The sequence below is a fragment of the Bhargavaea cecembensis genome (assembly GCF_000826125.2).
Taxonomy (GTDB): domain Bacteria; phylum Bacillota; class Bacilli; order Bacillales_A; family Planococcaceae; genus Bhargavaea; species Bhargavaea cecembensis_B.
Map to the genome: position 1 here is coordinate 369517 of NZ_LN651372.1, position 20212 is coordinate 389728.

Below are 20212 nucleotides of genomic sequence, written 5' to 3' on the forward strand. Positions count from 1 at the left end.
GCCCGCCGAAATTCGACGACGGCTCCTGATCGAGCAGCAACACCCGTTTCCCCGCGCCGGCAAGCTCCGACGCCGCCACGATCCCCGACAGCCCCGCTCCGGCGATGATCACATCATAGTCCATCCGAAATCCCCCCGTTTTCATTGTTGCATCCATTGTAAATGAATTTTCAGAACTTGTCGGGCGGGAGGGGTCGGGGGCTGAGGAGTAGCCGTCAGGAGCGGCCCGGTCAACAGAAACCGCCCGGCCCTCCTTTGGATCCGGAGGGCCGGGCGGTTTATTGGCAGACCTTTAGATTTCCCGGCCCTTGCCCGTCTTCTGCCGTGTCAGCCACCAGGCGTTGAGGCCCGCGGCGATCGGGATGATGAGGGCGATGCCGATGCCGGCGGAGAAGATGATGAGCATCTCGCCGCCGAACACCTTGGAATTGACGATCTGGCCGATCGAGTAATCCAGGTCGCGGAACCAGATGAGCAGCGCCATGTAGCCTCCGATGAACGCGAAGAACAGCGTGTTCGTGTCAGAGCCGAGGATGTCGCGGCCGATCCTCATGCCGGACTGGAACAGCTCCTTTCGGCTGATGTCCGGATGATGGAGGAACACTTCCCGCGCAGGCGATGAAATGGCGATCGCGACGTCCGTGATCGCGCCGATCGTGCTCATGATGATCATCGACACGGCGATCTTCACGAAATCGACGCCGATCAGCAAGGAAAAGATGCTGATCTCGTCCGCCTCCTCCTCGCTGAACCCCTGGATCATCGATCTCTTGGCGATCCAGTAGATGAGGAACAGCAGGATGGCGATCGTCAGGAGCGTCGAAACGAACGCCAGGACGGTCTTGCTGTTGATTTCATTGATGTAGAACAGGTTGACGGCGCTGATGACCGTGCAGGCGATGAGCGTGAGGATGACCGGATCGACGGCCGGGTCCATCAGGAAAAACAGCGTGACGATCACGACGCCGAAGTTCAGAAACAGCGCGATGAACGACCGCGCCCCCTTCCGCCCGCCGACGAGCAGCATGAGCGCAAGTAAAATAAAGGCCAGGCAGACGATCGTGTTCATGCGCCCGCCCCCCTTCTCTTCACGAAGTAGAGAGAGACCCAGATGCCGATCGGGATCGCCAGCACGATGCCGATCCCGCCGGACAGCGCGCGCACGAGCTCAAGCGAGAGGTTGATCGACAAGGTGAATCCGAGCGACGAAGCGTTTTTCAAATACAGGACGAGCATCGGAATGGCACCGCTGATATAAGCGAAAAACAGGATGCTCGTCATCGTCCCCATGATGTCGCGGCCGATGTCGCGGGCGGATGCCTTCAGATCGCTGACCGGGATCGCCGGATTTTTCTCCCACAGCTCGAAAATGGAAGAAGACATCGTGATCGCGACGTCCATGACGGCGCCGAGGGAACCGATGAACAGCCCGGCGATGAAGACCATCCGGTAAGGCCTCGTGAGAAACTGCATTTCTTCATAATGAAGGCCGTTCTCCGTCGTCAGCCGCATGACGAGCAGCGTGATCGCAAGCGATGCGAACGTGCCGAGCAGCGTCGCCACGATCGCCGCGTACGTCTTCCCGTTGAAGCCGTTGATGAAGAGCAGCGACAGCACCGTGAACAGGATCGCCAGGATGCCGGCAAGGACAAGCAGGTTGGCGCCCGTCCGGACGTAAACCTCGATCGCCAGCGCCAGCAGCGCAATATTCACACCGAGACTGAGGACCGCAAACAGCCCCTTCCGCCGCCCGACGATCGTGAGAATGAACACGAAAACCCAGAAAGCGCCCATCATGTACCGGTCCCGCTTCACGTCCTGGATGTCGCCGGTCAATGGCTGCGCACTCTCCGCATCGATCGAAACGAACAGCTCATCGCCGGTTTTATATTCCTGATCGAACGCCTTGGAGTCTGAATATGTATTGGTCAGCCGGATCTCTTCGCTCCGGTGCGATCCGTTCTGCAGCTCTGCGGTGATCTGCTGGGTGAACAGCCGGTCCCCGTTCCCGTTCGGATCCGTCACCTCTTCGGTTTCGGCAAGCACCGTCCCGGTCACCTTGGCGATCGGCCGGTCATAGAGCGAGTCGTTGTGGAACACGAAAATCATCGAACCGATGCACAGAAGCGCGAGGACGCTGTATAGGACCAGGTGTGATTTTTTGATTCGGGTGAATGTGCGAGTGAACCGGTTCATCAGGACCCTCCTTCCGGTGTAGATTCTAACCCATTCTAATGGAAAAATGGTCCCGCTCACACCTTGGAAGACTGGAAGCGGCAGGGGGATTGGGGCATGACGGGCATCGGGGGAGGGCGAGTGAGCCGCAATCGAGAGCGAGTGAGCTGCATTAGGCTGCGAGTAAGCCGCTTTCTGACGCGAGTGAGCCGCAATCGTTGGCGAGTAAGCCGCAATCGGGCGTGAGTGAGCCGCAAACACCTCCGGGTAAGCCGCTTTTATTCGCGAGTGGATGGCGACGAGGCGGAGGTGGCGTCGCTGGTGTCAGGTAGACAACGTTTCGCTCTAGATAGACAACGTTTTGTCTTAGATACACAACGTCTCAGCCCAGATACACAACGTTTCGCCTCAGATACACAACGTTTCAGCCCAGATACACAACGTTTCGCCTTAGATACACAACGTTTATGGCCTTGTCTCCGTCTTTTTCCCAATAAAAACGCCCGGACCCCTATACGGGCATCCGGACGATCCATCATTCCCCGAGCACGTGCTCCACCCGGTCTTCCACCATCGACAGGCCGGTGCGGCCGGCCTGGTAGTGGCGGAGCTTGCCTTCCTTATCGAACAGGTAATAAGCGGGGGCGTACTCGTTCTCGAATGTATCGGTCAGTTTCAGCTCCCCGTCGATGAACACCGGCTGGGTGATGCCGGCGTTTTCCGCGGTCTCCCGGACTTTCTCCTCTTTCTTATCGTCCGGCATGAGCGGCATGTGGACGGCGAGGACGTTCAGGTCTTCTCTGTGCTTGTCGCGGAGCGCGTTCACGTCGGGCATCGTCTCCTTGCAGACGTCGCAGCTTGCAGACCAAAAGTGGATGAGCGCCGGCTTTTCGCCGACGAGGTCCGAGCGGGTCACTTCGCCGTTCAGCCAGCCGGTGGCACCATTCAGTTCAGGCATCGGTTCATGCAGTTTCATCTCACATCTCCTCCTGCTTCCCCATTCCCTCTGTTTGAAACCACAAAACCGCCCGGACGCAGCCGCTGAGAACGGCTGGCCCGGACGGCCGATCTGCAGCTTTTATTTCGCCGTAAAGATTCCGCCGCCCGGCCCGAGCGGGAACCCGAGGAGGAACCAGACGCCGAAGAGGAGGGTCCACATGATGGCGAAGGCGATCGAGAACGGCAGCAGGGAAGTCATGAATGTGCCCATGCCCATTTTCGGGTCGAAGCGCTTCGCGAATGTGAGCGCGATGGCGAAGTAGGCGAGCATCGGGGTGATCGGATTCGTGATCGAGTCACCGACGCGGTAGGCGGCCTGGGTGACGGCCGGATCGTAGCCGAGCAGCATGAACATCGGGATGAACACCGGCGCGAGAATCGCCCATTTGGCGGACTGGCTCGCGACGAGGAAGTTGATGAGCGCCGCGATGATGATGAAGCCGATGAAGAGCGGCAGGCCGGTGAAGCCGATCGAGTCGAGCAGCGCCGCGCCGTTGATCGCGACGATCGGGCCGAGGTTGCTCCAGTTGAAGTAGGCGATCATCTGGGCGGCGACGAAGGCGATGACGATGTACGTGCCTTGCCGGACATCGCCTTGCCGAGCTGGTCGCCGAGGTCTTTCGAATCCTTCATCGAGCCGGTGACTTTCCCGGAGACGAGCGCCGAAAAGAGGAACAGGATCATCATGAGCGGGATGATCGAGTCCATGAACGGCGAGACGATGAGGCCGCCGTCTTCCGGGTTGCGCAGGATCGCGTTCTCCGGAAGTGTCATGAAGGCGATGATGGCCCCGACGACGACGAGCGAGGCGCCCGCCCAGAGAAGGCTCTTCTTCTCGGTCGGCGTGATTTCCTCGCCGGCCTGTTCGGTCGTGCCCTCGTATTTTCCGAGGCGCGGCTCGACGATCCGGTTCGTGACGAATGTCGCCACCGGGACGAGGACGATCGCGGAGACGGCGATGAAGTAGTAGTTGATTATCGGATTGCCTTTATAGGAGGCATCGACGATATGGGCGGCCGGCTCGGTGAAGCCGTAGATGAGCGGGTCGGAAACGGACAGGATGAGATTCGCCCCGAAGCCGCCCGCACAGGCCGCGTAGGCTGCGGCAAGGCCGGCGATCGGATGGCGCCCGAGCGCGACGAAGATCATCGCGACGATCGGCGGCAGGACGACCATCGCCGCATCGGCCGCCGCGTTTCCGCAGATGGCAACGAGGATGATCGTCGGCAGGATGATCTTCTGCGGCGCCTTCAGGATCGACGCCTTCATGAACGCCGTGATGAGGCCCGTCGACTCGGCGAGTCCGACGCCGAGCATGACGACGAGCACGAGGCCGAGCGGCGGGAANTTTTATTTCGCCGTAAAGATTCCGCCGCCCGGCCCGAGCGGGAACCCGAGGAGGAACCAGACGCCGAAGAGGAGGGTCCACATGATGGCGAAGGCGATCGAGAACGGCAGCAGGGAAGTCATGAATGTGCCCATGCCCATTTTCGGGTCGAAGCGCTTCGCGAATGTGAGCGCGATGGCGAAGTAGGCGAGCATCGGGGTGATCGGATTCGTGATCGAGTCACCGACGCGGTAGGCGGCCTGGGTGACGGCCGGATCGTAGCCGAGCAGCATGAACATCGGGATGAACACCGGCGCGAGAATCGCCCATTTGGCGGACTGGCTCGCGACGAGGAAGTTGATGAGCGCCGCGATGATGATGAAGCCGATGAAGAGCGGCAGGCCGGTGAAGCCGATCGAGTCGAGCAGCGCCGCGCCGTTGATCGCGACGATCGGGCCGAGGTTGCTCCAGTTGAAGTAGGCGATCATCTGGGCGGCGACGAAGGCGATGACGATGTACGTGCCTTGCCGGACATCGCCTTGCCGAGCTGGTCGCCGAGGTCTTTCGAATCCTTCATCGAGCCGGTGACTTTCCCGGAGACGAGCGCCGAAAAGAGGAACAGGATCATCATGAGCGGGATGATCGAGTCCATGAACGGCGAGACGATGAGGCCGCCGTCTTCCGGGTTGCGCAGGATCGCGTTCTCCGGAAGTGTCATGAAGGCGATGATGGCCCCGACGACGACGAGCGAGGCGCCCGCCCAGAGAAGGCTCTTCTTCTCGGTCGGCGTGATTTCCTCGCCGGCCTGTTCGGTCGTGCCCTCGTATTTTCCGAGGCGCGGCTCGACGATCCGGTTCGTGACGAATGTCGCCACCGGGACGAGGACGATCGCGGAGACGGCGATGAAGTAGTAGTTGATTATCGGATTGCCTTTATAGGAGGCATCGACGATATGGGCGGCCGGCTCGGTGAAGCCGTAGATGAGCGGGTCGGAAACGGACAGGATGAGATTCGCCCCGAAGCCGCCCGCACAGGCCGCGTAGGCTGCGGCAAGGCCGGCGATCGGATGGCGCCCGAGCGCGACGAAGATCATCGCGACGATCGGCGGCAGGACGACCATCGCCGCATCGGCCGCCGCGTTTCCGCAGATGGCAACGAGGATGATCGTCGGCAGGATGATCTTCTGCGGCGCCTTCAGGATCGACGCCTTCATGAACGCCGTGATGAGGCCCGTCGACTCGGCGAGTCCGACGCCGAGCATGACGACGAGCACGAGGCCGAGCGGCGGGAAGCCCGTGAAGTTTGACACGAGCCCCGTGAGCATCATGACGATCCCTTCCCCGTTGAGCAGGTTGACGACGGTGATCGTCTCGCCCGTGCCCGGATGCGTCGCCGACACGCCCATCAGCCCGAAAACGGCCGACGCGACGAGGATGGCAGCGGTGATTTAAACGAACAGCATGACCGGATCCGGCAGCTTGTTCCCGTATCTCTCGATGAAGTCCAGGAACCGGTTGAAGAAACTTTTCTTCCGCTTCCCCTTCGCTTCTGTGGCAGTCGCCATATGTAGTTCCCCCTTTAGCATGGTGAAGTGCCAGTTGAATGTTTCCCTTATTAACAGAATGAAGGGAAAGTTCAACCTGCTTTAAATGGAAAGTTTTCCGGTGTTTTTTGGATGGCACTTGCATGAAAACACCGGGGAGGCGATGATTTGAAGAAGGAGGTGCAGCCGATGACCCGCATGTTCATGGCTTACTTAATCTTGTTTATCCTGGCGGCCGTCCCGATGACGGAAGCCTATATCGTGATTCCCGTCGGCATCTTCGGCGGGCTGAATCCCCTGGCGGCGCTGACAGTCGGCGTCACCGGCAACGTCCTCACCGTCCTTCTGCTCATCGTGTTCATGGACCGGTTCAGGAACTGGATGGAAAACCGGCGCAAAAAGCGGGACGGCCCGGGCAAACGGAACGAACGCGCCGGCCGCCTGTTCCGGAAATACGGCGTGCCCGGACTCGCCCTGCTCGGCCCGCTCATCGTCGGCAGCCACCTGACCGCCTTCCTCGCCGTCTCGCTCGGCGGCACCCGCAGAGCCGCCTTCCTCTGGGTGACCGCCAGCATCATCATCTGGTCGGTCCTCACGGCGGNACTGGCTCGCGACGAGGAAGTTGATGAGCGCCGCGATGATGATGAAGCCGATGAAGAGCGGCAGGCCGGTGAAGCCGATCGAGTCGAGCAGCGCCGCGCCGTTGATCGCGACGATCGGGCCGAGGTTGCTCCAGTTGAAGTAGGCGATCATCTGGGCGGCGACGAAGGCGATGACGATGTACGTGCCTTGCCGGACATCGCCTTGCCGAGCTGGTCGCCGAGGTCTTTCGAATCCTTCATCGAGCCGGTGACTTTCCCGGAGACGAGCGCCGAAAAGAGGAACAGGATCATCATGAGCGGGATGATCGAGTCCATGAACGGCGAGACGATGAGGCCGCCGTCTTCCGGGTTGCGCAGGATCGCGTTCTCCGGAAGTGTCATGAAGGCGATGATGGCCCCGACGACGACGAGCGAGGCGCCCGCCCAGAGAAGGCTCTTCTTCTCGGTCGGCGTGATTTCCTCGCCGGCCTGTTCGGTCGTGCCCTCGTATTTTCCGAGGCGCGGCTCGACGATCCGGTTCGTGACGAATGTCGCCACCGGGACGAGGACGATCGCGGAGACGGCGATGAAGTAGTAGTTGATTATCGGATTGCCTTTATAGGAGGCATCGACGATATGGGCGGCCGGCTCGGTGAAGCCGTAGATGAGCGGGTCGGAAACGGACAGGATGAGATTCGCCCCGAAGCCGCCCGCACAGGCCGCGTAGGCTGCGGCAAGGCCGGCGATCGGATGGCGCCCGAGCGCGACGAAGATCATCGCGACGATCGGCGGCAGGACGACCATCGCCGCATCGGCCGCCGCGTTTCCGCAGATGGCAACGAGGATGATCGTCGGCAGGATGATCTTCTGCGGCGCCTTCAGGATCGACGCCTTCATGAACGCCGTGATGAGGCCCGTCGACTCGGCGAGTCCGACGCCGAGCATGACGACGAGCACGAGGCCGAGCGGCGGGAAGCCCGTGAAGTTTGACACGAGCCCCGTGAGCATCATGACGATCCCTTCCCCGTTGAGCAGGTTGACGACGGTGATCGTCTCGCCCGTGCCCGGATGCGTCGCCGACACGCCCATCAGCCCGAAAACGGCCGACGCGACGAGGATGGCAGCGGTGATTTAAACGAACAGCATGACCGGATCCGGCAGCTTGTTCCCGTATCTCTCGATGAAGTCCAGGAACCGGTTGAAGAAACTTTTCTTCCGCTTCCCCTTCGCTTCTGTGGCAGTCGCCATATGTAGTTCCCCCTTTAGCATGGTGAAGTGCCAGTTGAATGTTTCCCTTATTAACAGAATGAAGGGAAAGTTCAACCTGCTTTAAATGGAAAGTTTTCCGGTGTTTTTTGGATGGCACTTGCATGAAAACACCGGGGAGGCGATGATTTGAAGAAGGAGGTGCAGCCGATGACCCGCATGTTCATGGCTTACTTAATCTTGTTTATCCTGGCGGCCGTCCCGATGACGGAAGCCTATATCGTGATTCCCGTCGGCATCTTCGGCGGGCTGAATCCCCTGGCGGCGCTGACAGTCGGCGTCACCGGCAACGTCCTCACCGTCCTTCTGCTCATCGTGTTCATGGACCGGTTCAGGAACTGGATGGAAAACCGGCGCAAAAAGCGGGACGGCCCGGGCAAACGGAACGAACGCGCCGGCCGCCTGTTCCGGAAATACGGCGTGCCCGGACTCGCCCTGCTCGGCCCGCTCATCGTCGGCAGCCACCTGACCGCCTTCCTCGCCGTCTCGCTCGGCGGCACCCGCAGAGCCGCCTTCCTCTGGGTGACCGCCAGCATCATCATCTGGTCGGTCCTCACGGCGGTCCTCGTGTATTTCGGCGTGGACTTCATGGGAGCGGGCGACAAGAAAACATTTCTCAGGAAATATTTAGAGGGGGCGTGAGAGGGAGTGTGGGTGTGTGGGCGGTTTTATCTGGGGGGAGGGTTTTCGCGGAAGGGAGAGAGCGTTTCGCGGAAGCAAACCGCACTTCTGCGGAAGCATTCTCACCCGCCTAAATTTTCGCGGATGCAAACTGCATTTTCGCGGAAGCATTCTCACCCGCCGGAGATCGTGTCCAAGACTTTGTGTAGATTCCTCGCTCGCAGTGGAGAATGAGCCGAGTGTAATCGGAGCGGGACCGAGTGTAATCGGAGGACAGCCGAGTGTCATCGCATCCACCTTTCCTGCAGGTGTCTCTCCTTTCGAACACGCGAAAGCTCCGCACACCGGCCGGCATCTCCTCCGCCCGCAAAAAAAGAACCACCCGCTCCATGCGGATGGTCCTTCTTCCCATCTATCAAACCGGGCAAATACCCGCCTGTCACGCCTGTTTTTTCTTCGCCGCCGGCCGCTTTTTCGGGGTGGCTTTTTTCTTTGTCCCGGTCTTTTCGAGAGACGCCTGGAGCGCGGCCATGAGGTCGGTCGCGGTCGTGGCGGCCGGCGTCTCGCGTTCCGTGACGGTGACCGTTTCCTTGCCCGCCTTCTTCGCCTCGATCAGCTCCATGAGCGACTCGCGGTACTCGTCCGTATACTTTGTCGGATCAAACGGCGTCGTCAGCTGATCGATCAGAAGCAGCGCCACGTCCAACTCCTTCCCGGCGACCCCTTCGGCCTCCGGCAAGTTCGGCACTTCCCCGACATTGCGCACCTCATCCGGCCAGTGGATCGTCTCCAGCACGAGCGAATCCTTGAATACCCGCACCGCGGCGAGCTGCTCCTTCTGCCGGATGATGATTTTCGCGACGCCGATCTTGTCCGACTGGCCGAGCGCGGAACGCAGGAGCGCATACGCCTTGCTCCCGCCCTTATCCGGCGCGAGAAAATACGACCGCTCGAAATAAATCGGATCGATCTCCTCGAGCTTCACGAAATCGACGATCTCCACCGCCTTGTCCTCGTTCTCCTTCTTCAGCTTCTCCAGCTCCTCCGCATCGAGCACGACAAACTTGCCCTTCGTATACTCGTACGCCTTCACGATATCGTCCGGCTGCACCTCCTCATTGCACGCGGTGCACACCTTCTTGTATGAAATCGGCGCGTTGCACGCCTTGTGCAGCTGCCGGAGCTTGATATCATGGTCTTCCGTCGCCGCATGCAGCTTCACCGGGATATTCACGAGCCCGAAACTGATGCTGCCCTTCCAAACCGTATGCACATCCATCACCCGCTTTTCCCCTAGCATGCGCGCCTCCGCCGGGTCTATGTATGAAACTTCCCGCGCCGCACACACTCGGGAGTGAAACGGAGGTGGCGGAAAACCATGATCAGACCGATGAAACTGACGCCTGCTGAAGAACTGCCGGCAGGACCCGGCTGGCTGTATGAGATCAAATACGATGGATTCCGCTGCCTGCTCGACTGGCGGGCGGACGGCATCCGGCTCATCAGCCGCAACGGACACGACCTTGCGCACGCCTTTCCGGAAATCATCCAAGCATGCGAATCCGCCAAAGCCGACATCGCCGGACACCTGCCGCTCCTCCTCGACGGCGAGCTCGTCTTTCTGCTCAACGGCGTCCGCAGCGACTTTTCGACCGTCTCCCGGAGATCCCGCATGCGCGCCGCCGCGACGATCACCGATCAGTCCGACCGCTTCCCGTGCCGCCTCGCCGCTTTCGACCTGCTTGAGATCAACGGACAAGACTTACGCGGCGAACCGCTCGAACAACGCAAGAAACGACTCGCGGAACTGATAAAGACCGCCGGATTCCCGGAAGACGTCTCGGTGGCCGACCCGTCCCCCGTACAGGGGATCGCCGCCGAAACGGACGCCGGCCGGATCCGCGCCCGTCTCCTCTCCGGAAACGGCGAAGGCATCGTCGCCAAGCGGACCGGCACCCGCTGGACAGACGGAATCCGGACAACCGACTGGCTCAAAGTGAAAAATTGGCGCCGCGTCCCCGTCATCATCACCGCCTACGAACAGGAAAACGGCCACTTCACCGGATGCGTCTTCGACGATGGCCGGCTGCTTTCCGTCGTCACGTTCACCCACGGCATGACCGACGAAGAAACCCGGACCCTCGCCCTTCTCTTCAAGACGAACGGCGAGCAGGAAACGGCCGGCATCTGGACGCTCGGACCGGCCGTATGCGCCGAGCTGCTGACGATCGGTTCGGCAGGCGGCAAGCTCCGCGAGCCGCGGTTCAGCCGTTTCCTCCACGGCGAAGATCCCGCCGCGGTGACCCTCCGCCGGCTGCACCGGGCGCTCGAGCCGATTCCGCCCGGCGTCACGGTCACCAATCCGGACAAGCCGCTGTTTCCCGGCGCCGGGGTCGACAAGGACGGATTCCTGCTTTATCTGCAGGCCGCCGCGCCCCATCTCCTGCCCTGGCTTCGCAACCGGCCGCTCACCGTCATCCGCTGGCCTCACGGGACGGAAGACGAACGGTTCTACCAGAAACATGCCCCCGATCCGCTTCCGCCATTCGTCAAAACGTCGCCGGACGAGGAAGGGCCGAGAATCCTCTGCAACAACCTGGAGACGCTGCTCTGGCTCGGCAACCAGGCCGCCCTTGAGTTCCACGTCCCGTTCAGCCGGCTCGATTCCCCGCATCCGGACGAAATTATCTTCGACCTCGACCCGCCCGACGCCACGCGGTTCGACCTCGCCGTCGACGCCGCTCTCCGGCTGAAGGCGGTGTTCGACGGGTTCGGCCTCCGTTCATTCGTCAAAACATCCGGCGGCAAGGGACTGCAGCTGTATATCCCGCTTCCCGAAGGCCGGTTCACCTATGCCGACACCCGCCGGTTCACCGGGCTCATCGCCCGTTTTCTCTGCGAACAGGCGCCCGACCGCTTCACGACCGAACGGCTCATCAAAAACAGATACGGCCGGCTTTATGTCGACTACGTCCAGCACGCGGAAGGGAAGACGATCATCTGCCCGTACTCCACGCGGGGAACCGCCCACGCACCCGTCGCCACTCCGCTTGAATGGCATGAGCTCGACAGCGCGCTCCGCCCCGAGCACTTTACGGTTCCCGCCCTGTTCGACAGGCTCCGCACGACCGGCGACCCGTTCCGTCATATGGAGGCAGCAAAATCCGACCAGCCGTTCGGCGACGTGCTCGCGAAGCTGAAAGAAATGGGACTCGGTTAAAAGTTGAAGTGAAAACGGCCGAGGGGTCGCCCGTTTATTTGCGCGCACAAATAACATACATCATGCGCCTATTATGTGTATGTTTCGTTTGTGCGCATATTATACATATGGTGACCTCACACATGAAACATAGAGTGAGGAAGAAGCTGATCGATTGAGTGGAGAAAAACAGACATGATTTTTTTGTCGAAAGCCATCTAAGCCCTCCTGGCAGCCAGATAAATATAGGCGGAAATGGATTTAAAAGGGTGAATCGATTTGTCTGCACAATGTGCGCACAATAGAAATATATTAACCTCACAATTTCCTGCGCATTTTGTGCNCGACAAGGACGGATTCCTGCTTTATCTGCAGGCCGCCGCGCCCCATCTCCTGCCCTGGCTTCGCAACCGGCCGCTCACCGTCATCCGCTGGCCTCACGGGACGGAAGACGAACGGTTCTACCAGAAACATGCCCCCGATCCGCTTCCGCCATTCGTCAAAACGTCGCCGGACGAGGAAGGGCCGAGAATCCTCTGCAACAACCTGGAGACGCTGCTCTGGCTCGGCAACCAGGCCGCCCTTGAGTTCCACGTCCCGTTCAGCCGGCTCGATTCCCCGCATCCGGACGAAATTATCTTCGACCTCGACCCGCCCGACGCCACGCGGTTCGACCTCGCCGTCGACGCCGCTCTCCGGCTGAAGGCGGTGTTCGACGGGTTCGGCCTCCGTTCATTCGTCAAAACATCCGGCGGCAAGGGACTGCAGCTGTATATCCCGCTTCCCGAAGGCCGGTTCACCTATGCCGACACCCGCCGGTTCACCGGGCTCATCGCCCGTTTTCTCTGCGAACAGGCGCCCGACCGCTTCACGACCGAACGGCTCATCAAAAACAGATACGGCCGGCTTTATGTCGACTACGTCCAGCACGCGGAAGGGAAGACGATCATCTGCCCGTACTCCACGCGGGGAACCGCCCACGCACCCGTCGCCACTCCGCTTGAATGGCATGAGCTCGACAGCGCGCTCCGCCCCGAGCACTTTACGGTTCCCGCCCTGTTCGACAGGCTCCGCACGACCGGCGACCCGTTCCGTCATATGGAGGCAGCAAAATCCGACCAGCCGTTCGGCGACGTGCTCGCGAAGCTGAAAGAAATGGGACTCGGTTAAAAGTTGAAGTGAAAACGGCCGAGGGGTCGCCCGTTTATTTGCGCGCACAAATAACATACATCATGCGCCTATTATGTGTATGTTTCGTTTGTGCGCATATTATACATATGGTGACCTCACACATGAAACATAGAGTGAGGAAGAAGCTGATCGATTGAGTGGAGAAAAACAGACATGATTTTTTTGTCGAAAGCCATCTAAGCCCTCCTGGCAGCCAGATAAATATAGGCGGAAATGGATTTAAAAGGGTGAATCGATTTGTCTGCACAATGTGCGCACAATAGAAATATATTAACCTCACAATTTCCTGCGCATTTTGTGCGCACAACCGAAACAAATCTTGTTTCCAAAACCACTTCAAACGGAGAAAAATCGCGATTTCTGTAGGTTTTTTGTGCGCATTTCCTGCATAATCTCTATTTCTATCATCCTCCCAACCGTGTATAATCCATAATAGAAACCAAGAAGGAGTGAACAGCATGGCAGTACTCAAGGCCGGCGCCGATGCCGGCAACAACGCTCTAAAATTATGGGTGAAAGACAATACACCGATTCATATTCCGACCGTCTACTCCCTGTACATGGGGGAAACGACCGAGCTGATGGACATGGACGACATCCCGGCTGACGACCTCATCAACAACATCGATGTGACAATCAACTCCAAGGCGCTCTCGATCAACGGACAGCGCTACGTCATCGGTGAGAAGGTCCTCAACGACAATCTCCCGGGCATCGAGCTCGAAAAGAAGACCGACAAGTCGACCGACGAAATCCCGGTCCTCGTCACGCTTGCCGGACTCGCCATCGATTCGATGAAACGCGAATACAAGAAAAACAAGATTACGGTAACGTATGACCTGTCCGTCGCGCTTCCGGTCGGCATGATCACCCAGGAAGCCGCGAAAAACAACGCCGCCCGCTACATGGGCACGCACGAAGTCGTCTTCCACCACCCGTCCGGCCGTGATGTGACCGTGGCGATTAAAATCGAGTACTGCAAATGCCTGCCGGAAGGCGCTGCCGCCGCTTGGGGCGTCGTCTTCGACGAAACCGGCAAACTCTCCGAACGCAAAGTGGAAGTCGGCGACAAGATCATGAAAGTCGACTTCAGCGACAAGACCCTCCTCCACTTCGACATCGGCTCCGGCACGACCGAGATCGTCGTCACGGAAGGCGTCAAATTCAATCCAAAGCTCTCGGAAGGCCTCAACTTCGGCGTGAAAACGGCCGTCAGCGAGATCATCAAGCGCTGGAACCGCAACCACCCGCGCAAATCGATCGATTCCATGGCCGAATTCAACGAGATCTACTTCGACCCGGAACACCCGCGCCACAATGAACTCCTGGCAGAGTCCCAGACCGGCCTCATGCAGCTCGCCCAGCAGCTCGGCCGTCCGATCATCAACAAGATCGACGACATGAAAGACGACCCGTACGTCTTCATCTACGGCGGCGGCGCGGCCATCCTCAAGAAATACCTGCAGCAGATCCTGAACTCGAAGGGCCGCATGATCAACGTGACCTTCCTGACGGATCCGATGTTCGTGAACGCCCGCGGCCTGCTCGTCTACACGTGCTCCCCGCGCTACGAACAGCAGAAAGAAAAAGAATTAGGTGTCGTCGCAGTTGGCGCGGAATCGAAGTAAAGAATACAAACATGGCGAGCGAATCAACATCTATCTGAGCCGCGACCTCACACCCGAGTTCATCGACTGGATCAACACCCAGTCCGACCTCTCGAACTTCTTCCTGTACGCCGCCCAGCAGCTGTACCGGCAGACCGGCTTCGTCGACGTCGCCGAAGTCATGCCGAGGAAGATCAACTTCGAACTGGACGGCGCCGAATATCGGCCGCCGTTCCCTCAGGCAAGGCCACAGGCGTTCCTGATCGAAGAAGAAGAGCCCGAACCGGAACCCGAGAAGCCGAAACAGCCCGCCCCTGCCTGGGGTGCGCTCGACGACTTCGACGATCCGTTCGCATAAGTTACGAACATGTGGAAAACCCGCCAAAACCGGCGGGTTTTTCTTATGCACATGTGAACAGCTGGTCCCGCCGCCGACTTATCCCCATGTGGACAAGCCGTTCCGCCCGGCTTCCGCCAAAATAAATACAGGCAGGGAATACGGATCCCTGCCTGCCATTAATCACTTTTGTTCTTCACTCTGCGGACGATCTCCGCGATCATCCCCGTCGGCACACTCAAAACAGAGCAGCTTGCCGCCTTCGGATACACCGTTTAAAAAGCCGTTCTGACAAAACACGTCTTTCCCGCATGCTTCGCATGTTCCAACCAGTTCATGCATGGCGGTCCCTCCTGTTCAGTCCGGTACCCCTTCCGATTAAGAGCCCTGCTCCGCCTTCTCCAGCCGCTGCATCAGAAACTTCACGAACTGGTCATCGTTGAGCAGCCAGACGCCCTTCTCGCGCTTCAGGGCCTTCTCCGCTTCCCGGAACGTCTTGTACGTCTCGTCCAGCACGTTGCCGTTGCGTTCGACGCTCCAGCGGCCTTCTTCGTTGCGGTGGATATAGTACAGGTCGCCGTCCGGCGCGCGGTAGATCGTGCCGAACTGGGATTCCTTCAGGTTGTAGCGGTTGTGGCGCGCGTCTTCGCGAAGCGGATCCTTCTGGAAGGACCCGGACACATACAGCTCGAACGCCTCCTTCGACATCGAGGCGCCGCTCGCCTTGGCATGACCCCCGCCGCCAAACGTCCCGGCCACTTCGGACACATCGACGTCGTCGTGGACCGTGCGGAACGACAATTTGCGCCCGCCCATGTTCAGGATGACGATATAGTCGAGGTGCGGGTTGTCCTTGCCGAGTTCGTTGCCGAGCTCGGAGTGGTACGACTCCGCGTGCACGACGCCCGCATAAAGGCCGTCCGCCTCGAGCTGGACCATCTCCCGGCGTTTTTTCCGGATGTAGCGCGTCATCTTGTCGTCTTCCATGCCGAGGAGCTTCTTCTCGAACGGGCTGAACTTGAACGGCCCGCCTTCCTGGAGCCGCTCAAGCATCATCGACTCAAATTCGTCGAACGACACGAGGAAGAACAGCGCATTCAGCTGCCGCGCCTTGTCGTTGCCGTTCTTCTCCCATTCCCACGTGTCGTACTGCCGGACGAGCTCCACGAACTCATCGGCCGTGCGGCTCGGCTCAAGCAGGCCTTCATCGATCAGGTAGCGGTACAGGAGCGACGTCGCGGATGCGAGCCGGCCTTCCTCTTCCTCGACCTGCACGCGGCCCCATTCGTACTCGTTCAGGTGCAGCGCCGTCTTGTGATGGTCGATCAGCACCGCCTTCCCGCCCGCCTTGCGGAACTCCTCCAGCCGCTTCTCGTTCTCTTCGTTCACCGACAGATCGGTGATGATCAGCTCCGTTGCCAGATCACCGCTCTCCAGGAACTTCTCCACTTCGCGGTCAAGAATCTGGACCGAATTGTATCTCACCTTCACGTCGTCCCCGAACGCCATCTTCGCCACGATGCCGCAGCCGATGCCGTCCAGATCGTTGTGGGACAATAATTTATACACCGAATCACCTCTACTCAAGCATTGAACACTCTTTCCAGTATACCCGTTTTCGCGCGTCTTCGCCCGCCGGCAGGCGAAAAAACCGCCCGTACCGCCGGGCGGTTCATTTTCCTCCATTCTGCTTGCCCGGAACCGAATCGGCAATCCGGGGATCCTGTTCGTAATCATCCGATCCGATTCCGCGCTCCTCCAGCTTCTTCGCAAAACAGATGATCCGGTTTGCCTCAGAAAAGCCGAGGCTCAGATGCACGTTTCGGCTGACCTCATTGCCCAGCTCACAGTCGCTCGCAAACTCCGTGCAGCCCTTGAGCCGCGCCCACTCCTCACAGCGGCCCACAAGCTCCCTCGCAAGCCCTTCCTGCCGGTGCGCGTCCATCACGAACAATCCCTCCAAATAGCCGACAGGGCTCGACGAGGTGCCCTCAACATAATCATGCCGGAGCTGTACTTGGGCAAAACCGGCGGGGTCAGTGCCGGCGAATGCGAGGAAGACCGCAGCATCGGGATCAATCAGCAGATCTTGCATCTCTTTCTCAAATTCGACAACCCCCTGGCCGGGCCAGAGCCGGTCTGCGAGAACGGCGACCGTCCGAGCATCTTCAAACTGTGCTTTTCTGATCAACAGAAGTCCTCCTTGTTGGCGTTTTGGTCTGTATAATTCCGCTTATAAAATGCTTTTATTAGCTTTCGGTACCAGCTGGGCTGGCATCGGAGTGTTGAGTTTCCAGACAAAACTTACAGGCTGGCTCCCCTCATGACTAACATAATTTGCGGTCCCTAAGAAAGTAAACGGTGAAGTAAAACCATTCTCGGTCTTGTATTCTCTAACGAATAGCGCAATTTGTTGTCCTAGTTCTTGCTGATGAATATAGCGCTGTGCTGTAGGGCTTGTATTAGAAGTTCGGCTTTGTGATTGCCAGTGAAACAGTTTGTCATTAATCGCATAGTCTTCATACATCGTAGATTCCGAGAACTCCTTATCGGATTTGTTCAATGTAATGAAAAACACATCGGTCTTTAGCAGCTCAAAATGTTTAACGCCCTCCCGAAACGCTGGTGCTTGTTCATCGTTGTAATAACCGAAGGCAGCCATAATTTGATCGGTTGTATACCTGCCATGTACACGTAATGGGGACGAATAAGGAAATGGAGAAGGAAGATCAATGTGGTGAATGTTTTCAAAACAGACTTGTAACACAGACAGAATCTCGGCTTTATTTTCTCCAAAAGAAAACAACCGCTTTAATGCTTCATCCATTGATGAAAAACCTAATTCATGTGGCGGTTTCCGATAAAACGAGTAATACAGGATACCGATCATTAAATGATCCTGTTCATCTATCGACTCTTCTCCTTGTACATAACGAATCATAAACTGGATCAAGTCTTTCGAGTCAAAATGAAAGAGCTTATGGATCTGCTTTTTCAGCACGTCTTCGAAAGGATTAGAAAATGGTTCAATCAGGCCAGCTTCAGCTTTCAACCCTTCAAATGTTCGATTTTTATTGCCGTAGAAGTCATGCAAAGTAAGTCCTTCATATCTTAAAAAGTTCAGCAATGTTAGCGGAAGTCCTGTGTCCTGCTCAAAATATTGAAGCTTCGTGACGAGTTGCTTTTTTGATATTTTTGTCGTCTTCACATTCCGTAGAATATACTCTTTAGCTTGCCGTTCCATCAGAATGACGGAGCCTTTTGGTAAATAAGAGAATCCATTTTCTACATAGTGCCGGATCGAGTGCTTGGAAGGTCCTACAAGTGCACGGAATTTATCTTCAAACGGATAGTCTTGATGAGCTTGACCTACGAAATCAAGGACTGTGAGGCACTCCTTTCCCTCGGCAAGCCGTAGTCCACGGCCTAATTGCTGAAGAAAGACGGTCAAGCTTTCAGTTGGTCGCAGGAATAGGATCGTATTGACCGCAGGAATATCAACACCCTCGTTATAAAGATCCACAACAAAAATGAACTTCACTTCTCCGCTCTCAAGTCGTTTCTTCGCAGTTTCTCTTTCTTCATTTGGGGAATCTCCGTAGAGCGCGAGAGCTGGCACCCCTTTTTTATTGAAATAAGCGGCCATGTATTTTGCATGTTCGACTGACACACAGAAGCCAAGTCCTTTTACATCTTCCAACGAAGTTACATATCGATCGATTGCATCGAGAATCAAATCGCTACGACGATCGTTCGCTGTATACAGATTCGATAATTGATCGAGGTCGTAACCTTTCCGAGTCCATTTTATTGATGAAAGATCAACAATATCAGTCACACAAAAATAGTGAAATGGAGATAACAGTTTTCGATTAATGGCTTCGGTTAGGCGCATTTCAGATGCAATATAATCATCAAAATAAGAAAGGACGCTTTTCTGGTCCATCCGCTCTGGCGTCGCTGTCAAACCGAGTAAGACGGTCGGATGGTAATAAGAAAGTAACCGCTGATAAGTCGGCGCTGCAGCATGGTGGAACTCATCTACAATGATGAAATCATAAAAGTCCGCGGAGGTCAGGTTCTCCATCTGCTTACTATTCCAACTTTGAATGCTCATAAACAACTGATCCAGAGAGTGCGGCACATGTTTTCCAACAAATAGTTCTCCAAAGTTTGCGTTCTTTAAGATTGCCCGGAAAGTAGCTAAGCTTTGCGTTAGGATTTCCTCGCGGTGAGCAATGAAAAGTAGTTTAGCATTTGGTTTTTCTTTCAAGAACCTTTTGAAATCAAAAGCGGAAATAACTGTTTTTCCGACGCCTGTTGCGGCAACCACTAAGTTTCGGTAACGACCGTGAACGACTCGCTCCGCATCCAGTTCATCGAGGATTTCTTGTTGATAAAAGTAGGGGCGAATATCGAGGTTGTATGCTACTTGTTCTTCGGCTACTCGATCTTTTGTTAAGGAGGACCGCAGAGCGTACCATGTGCTCGGATCTCCTAGAGAACGAAATTCTCCGTCATTCCAGTAGCTCTCAAACGTCGCTTTAAACTTCCGAATGATGTCAAATGAATCTTGCTCGGTTACTTTAAGGTTCCATTCAAGGCCAGACGTTAATGCGGGATTCGATAAGTTCGATGAGCCGATATACGCCGTGCTAAAACCTGTTGCACGCTTGAACAAATAAGCCTTGGCATGGAGGCGGGTTCGTTCTTTATCAAGAGATACGCGGATTTCCGTGTTCGGGAGTTTGCTGAGTTCCTCAAGTGCCTTGTAATCGGTCGCTTCCATGTAGGATGTTGTGATGATCCGGAGCTTCCCACCCCGTTCGGTAAACGTTCGGAGCTCATTAAGCACTATTCGGGTTCCTGACCATTTCACGAATGAAACGAGCCAATCAATCTCGTCAGCGGATAAGATTTCCTTCCGCAATTCTTCCAGCATGTTCGGTTCAGCTTGGGAACCGGTGAAAAGAGAACTTTGAGAAATAGATGTCACAGGACGAACTGGTTTTTCATCTTTAATGGCATAAATTGAATTGAGCTTCTCGTAAATCGAAGTCAGAATTTCACCTTTCTCTTCCAACTTTAGCTGAAGGAATTCTTGCTTTTGAAGATGATGACTCAGCGTTTCGATTACTTCATTGCACACTTTAATCTGAGCAAGAAGTTTCTTGTCCGCCTGTTGTTCTCTGATCATACTGAGCGCTTTTTTCGTTACTGCTCCTATGTATGCAGATAGATATGTCTTCGCCTCTTCTTCGTCAAGCACCTCTGTATCGACGGCATACATTTCCAGAGAAAGCGCATCCAAATCTGTTCGTATCTTTTCATTTATTAACTGTTCATAAATGCCTTGCTGCACTTCG

General features: G+C 56.9%; 18 protein-coding genes and 3 pseudogenes. 6 read left to right on the forward strand and 15 right to left on the reverse strand.

What is annotated here, in order from left to right:
- The 7 genes and pseudogenes from BN1189_RS15800 to BN1189_RS04725 all read right to left on the reverse strand — a co-directional run.
- The coding region (locus tag BN1189_RS15800) for an FAD-binding protein (protein WP_143242253.1) at positions 1-124 on the reverse strand (124 nt) is incomplete at its 3' end.
- Between the two features lie 168 nt (positions 125-292).
- Complete coding sequence (locus BN1189_RS04705) at positions 293-1069, reverse strand: YibE/F family protein (protein WP_040226028.1); 777 nt, start codon at positions 1067-1069, stop codon at positions 293-295.
- A complete protein-coding gene (locus BN1189_RS04710; protein ID WP_052455636.1) occupies positions 1066-2196 on the reverse strand; it encodes a YibE/F family protein in 1131 nt (376 codons plus the stop codon). Before BN1189_RS04710 ends, BN1189_RS04705 begins: the two co-directional genes overlap by 4 nt.
- Positions 2197-2710: 514 nt before the next feature.
- Positions 2711-3151 (reverse strand): TlpA disulfide reductase family protein, encoded by a 441-nt coding sequence (locus BN1189_RS04715; protein ID WP_040226032.1) that lies wholly within the window; start codon positions 3149-3151, stop codon positions 2711-2713.
- A 102-nt stretch (positions 3152-3253) separates the two neighbouring features.
- On the reverse strand, positions 3254-3718 hold the full coding sequence (locus BN1189_RS16360) for an AbgT family transporter (RefSeq protein ID WP_052455637.1): 465 nt from the start codon (positions 3716-3718) through the stop codon (positions 3254-3256).
- Positions 3715-4503 (reverse strand): AbgT family transporter, encoded by a 789-nt coding sequence (locus BN1189_RS16365; protein ID WP_052455638.1) that lies wholly within the window; start codon positions 4501-4503, stop codon positions 3715-3717. Before BN1189_RS16365 ends, BN1189_RS16360 begins: the two co-directional genes overlap by 4 nt.
- Positions 4504-4524: 21 nt before the next feature.
- A pseudogene (locus tag BN1189_RS04725) lies at positions 4525-6065 on the reverse strand (AbgT family transporter).
- Positions 6066-6287: 222 nt separating this feature from the next.
- Between BN1189_RS04725 and BN1189_RS16370 the strand changes: the two are divergent.
- A pseudogene (locus tag BN1189_RS16370) lies at positions 6288-6575 on the forward strand (small multi-drug export protein); the annotation flags it as partial.
- Between the two features lie 132 nt (positions 6576-6707).
- Here the strand turns inward: BN1189_RS16370 and BN1189_RS16375 are convergent.
- The 3 genes and pseudogenes from BN1189_RS16375 to BN1189_RS16755 form a co-directional block, all read right to left on the reverse strand.
- Positions 6708-6797 (reverse strand): annotated as a pseudogene (locus tag BN1189_RS16375) (AbgT family transporter); the annotation flags it as partial.
- Positions 6794-7708 carry an AbgT family transporter gene (locus BN1189_RS16380; protein ID WP_257125374.1) on the reverse strand — a complete coding sequence of 305 codons (915 nt, stop codon included), beginning with the start codon at positions 7706-7708 and terminating at the stop codon, positions 6794-6796. The pseudogene BN1189_RS16375 and the gene BN1189_RS16380, both read right to left, overlap by 4 nt.
- Positions 7709-7756: 48 nt before the next feature.
- Positions 7757-7873, reverse strand: coding sequence for an AbgT family transporter (locus BN1189_RS16755; RefSeq protein ID WP_257125375.1), 117 nt, complete (start codon positions 7871-7873; stop codon positions 7757-7759).
- Between the two features lie 147 nt (positions 7874-8020).
- Here BN1189_RS16755 and BN1189_RS04735 point away from each other — a divergent pair, with 147 nt between their 5' ends.
- Positions 8021-8533, forward strand: coding sequence for a small multi-drug export protein (locus tag BN1189_RS04735; protein WP_257125376.1), 513 nt, complete (start codon positions 8021-8023; stop codon positions 8531-8533).
- Positions 8534-8951: 418 nt separating this feature from the next.
- Here BN1189_RS04735 and ku read toward each other — a convergent pair whose 3' ends face one another.
- The gene (gene ku, locus BN1189_RS04745; protein ID WP_040226152.1) at positions 8952-9785 is read right to left on the reverse strand and encodes a non-homologous end joining protein Ku; all 834 of its coding nucleotides are present in this window, start codon (positions 9783-9785) and stop codon (positions 8952-8954) included.
- Between the two features lie 105 nt (positions 9786-9890).
- On the opposite strand from ku, the gene BN1189_RS04750 reads away from it, so the two are divergent.
- From BN1189_RS04750 to BN1189_RS04765, 4 genes are all read left to right on the forward strand, one after another.
- Entirely contained in the window at positions 9891-11732 is a 1842-nt protein-coding gene (locus tag BN1189_RS04750) for a DNA ligase D (RefSeq protein WP_052455641.1), read from the forward strand.
- A 318-nt stretch (positions 11733-12050) separates the two neighbouring features.
- On the forward strand, positions 12051-12881 hold the full coding sequence (gene ligD, locus BN1189_RS04755; RefSeq protein WP_052455642.1) for a non-homologous end-joining DNA ligase: 831 nt from the start codon (positions 12051-12053) through the stop codon (positions 12879-12881).
- A 479-nt stretch (positions 12882-13360) separates the two neighbouring features.
- Positions 13361-14530, forward strand: coding sequence for a ParM/StbA family protein (locus BN1189_RS04760; RefSeq protein WP_040226036.1), 1170 nt, complete (start codon positions 13361-13363; stop codon positions 14528-14530).
- Positions 14511-14867 carry a hypothetical protein gene (locus BN1189_RS04765; RefSeq protein WP_040226039.1) on the forward strand — a complete coding sequence of 119 codons (357 nt, stop codon included), beginning with the start codon at positions 14511-14513 and terminating at the stop codon, positions 14865-14867. Before BN1189_RS04760 ends, BN1189_RS04765 begins: the two co-directional genes overlap by 20 nt.
- Before the next feature lie 162 nt (positions 14868-15029).
- Here the strand turns inward: BN1189_RS04765 and BN1189_RS15990 are convergent, their stop codons facing one another.
- The 4 genes from BN1189_RS15990 to BN1189_RS04780 all read right to left on the reverse strand — a co-directional run bounded on the left by BN1189_RS15990 (position 15030) and on the right by BN1189_RS04780 (position 20208).
- Positions 15030-15188 carry a hypothetical protein gene (locus BN1189_RS15990; RefSeq protein ID WP_179860909.1) on the reverse strand — a complete coding sequence of 53 codons (159 nt, stop codon included), beginning with the start codon at positions 15186-15188 and terminating at the stop codon, positions 15030-15032.
- 36 nt (positions 15189-15224) lie between these two features.
- The gene (locus BN1189_RS04770; RefSeq protein ID WP_040226041.1) at positions 15225-16415 is read right to left on the reverse strand and encodes a DHH family phosphoesterase; all 1191 of its coding nucleotides are present in this window, start codon (positions 16413-16415) and stop codon (positions 15225-15227) included.
- A gap of 103 nt (positions 16416-16518) precedes the next feature.
- On the reverse strand, positions 16519-17037 hold the full coding sequence (aac(6'), locus tag BN1189_RS04775; protein WP_069201950.1) for an aminoglycoside 6'-N-acetyltransferase: 519 nt from the start codon (positions 17035-17037) through the stop codon (positions 16519-16521).
- 42 nt (positions 17038-17079) lie between these two features.
- Positions 17080-20208 (reverse strand): DUF3427 domain-containing protein, encoded by a 3129-nt coding sequence (locus BN1189_RS04780; protein WP_040226043.1) that lies wholly within the window; start codon positions 20206-20208, stop codon positions 17080-17082.
- Between the last annotated feature and the right edge of the window lie 4 nt (positions 20209-20212).

Bases quoted from the DNA above. Each gene is read 5' to 3' on its own strand.
- BN1189_RS04705 (WP_040226028.1), bottom strand. From the start codon at position 1,069: ATGAACACGATCGTCTGCCTGGCCTTTATTTTACTTGCGCTCATGCTG.
- BN1189_RS04710 (WP_052455636.1), bottom strand. From the start codon at position 2,196: ATGAACCGGTTCACTCGCACATTCACCCGAATCAAAAAATCACACCTG.
- BN1189_RS04715 (WP_040226032.1), bottom strand. From the start codon at position 3,151: ATGAAACTGCATGAACCGATGCCTGAACTGAATGGTGCCACCGGCTGG.
- BN1189_RS16360 (WP_052455637.1), bottom strand. From the start codon at position 3,718: ATGATCGCCTACTTCAACTGGAGCAACCTCGGCCCGATCGTCGCGATC.
- BN1189_RS16755 (WP_257125375.1), bottom strand. From the start codon at position 7,873: ATGGCGACTGCCACAGAAGCGAAGGGGAAGCGGAAGAAAAGTTTCTTC.
- BN1189_RS04750 (WP_052455641.1), top strand. From the start codon at position 9,891: ATGATCAGACCGATGAAACTGACGCCTGCTGAAGAACTGCCGGCAGGA.
- BN1189_RS04760 (WP_040226036.1), top strand. From the start codon at position 13,361: ATGGCAGTACTCAAGGCCGGCGCCGATGCCGGCAACAACGCTCTAAAA.
- BN1189_RS15990 (WP_179860909.1), bottom strand. From the start codon at position 15,188: ATGCATGAACTGGTTGGAACATGCGAAGCATGCGGGAAAGACGTGTTT.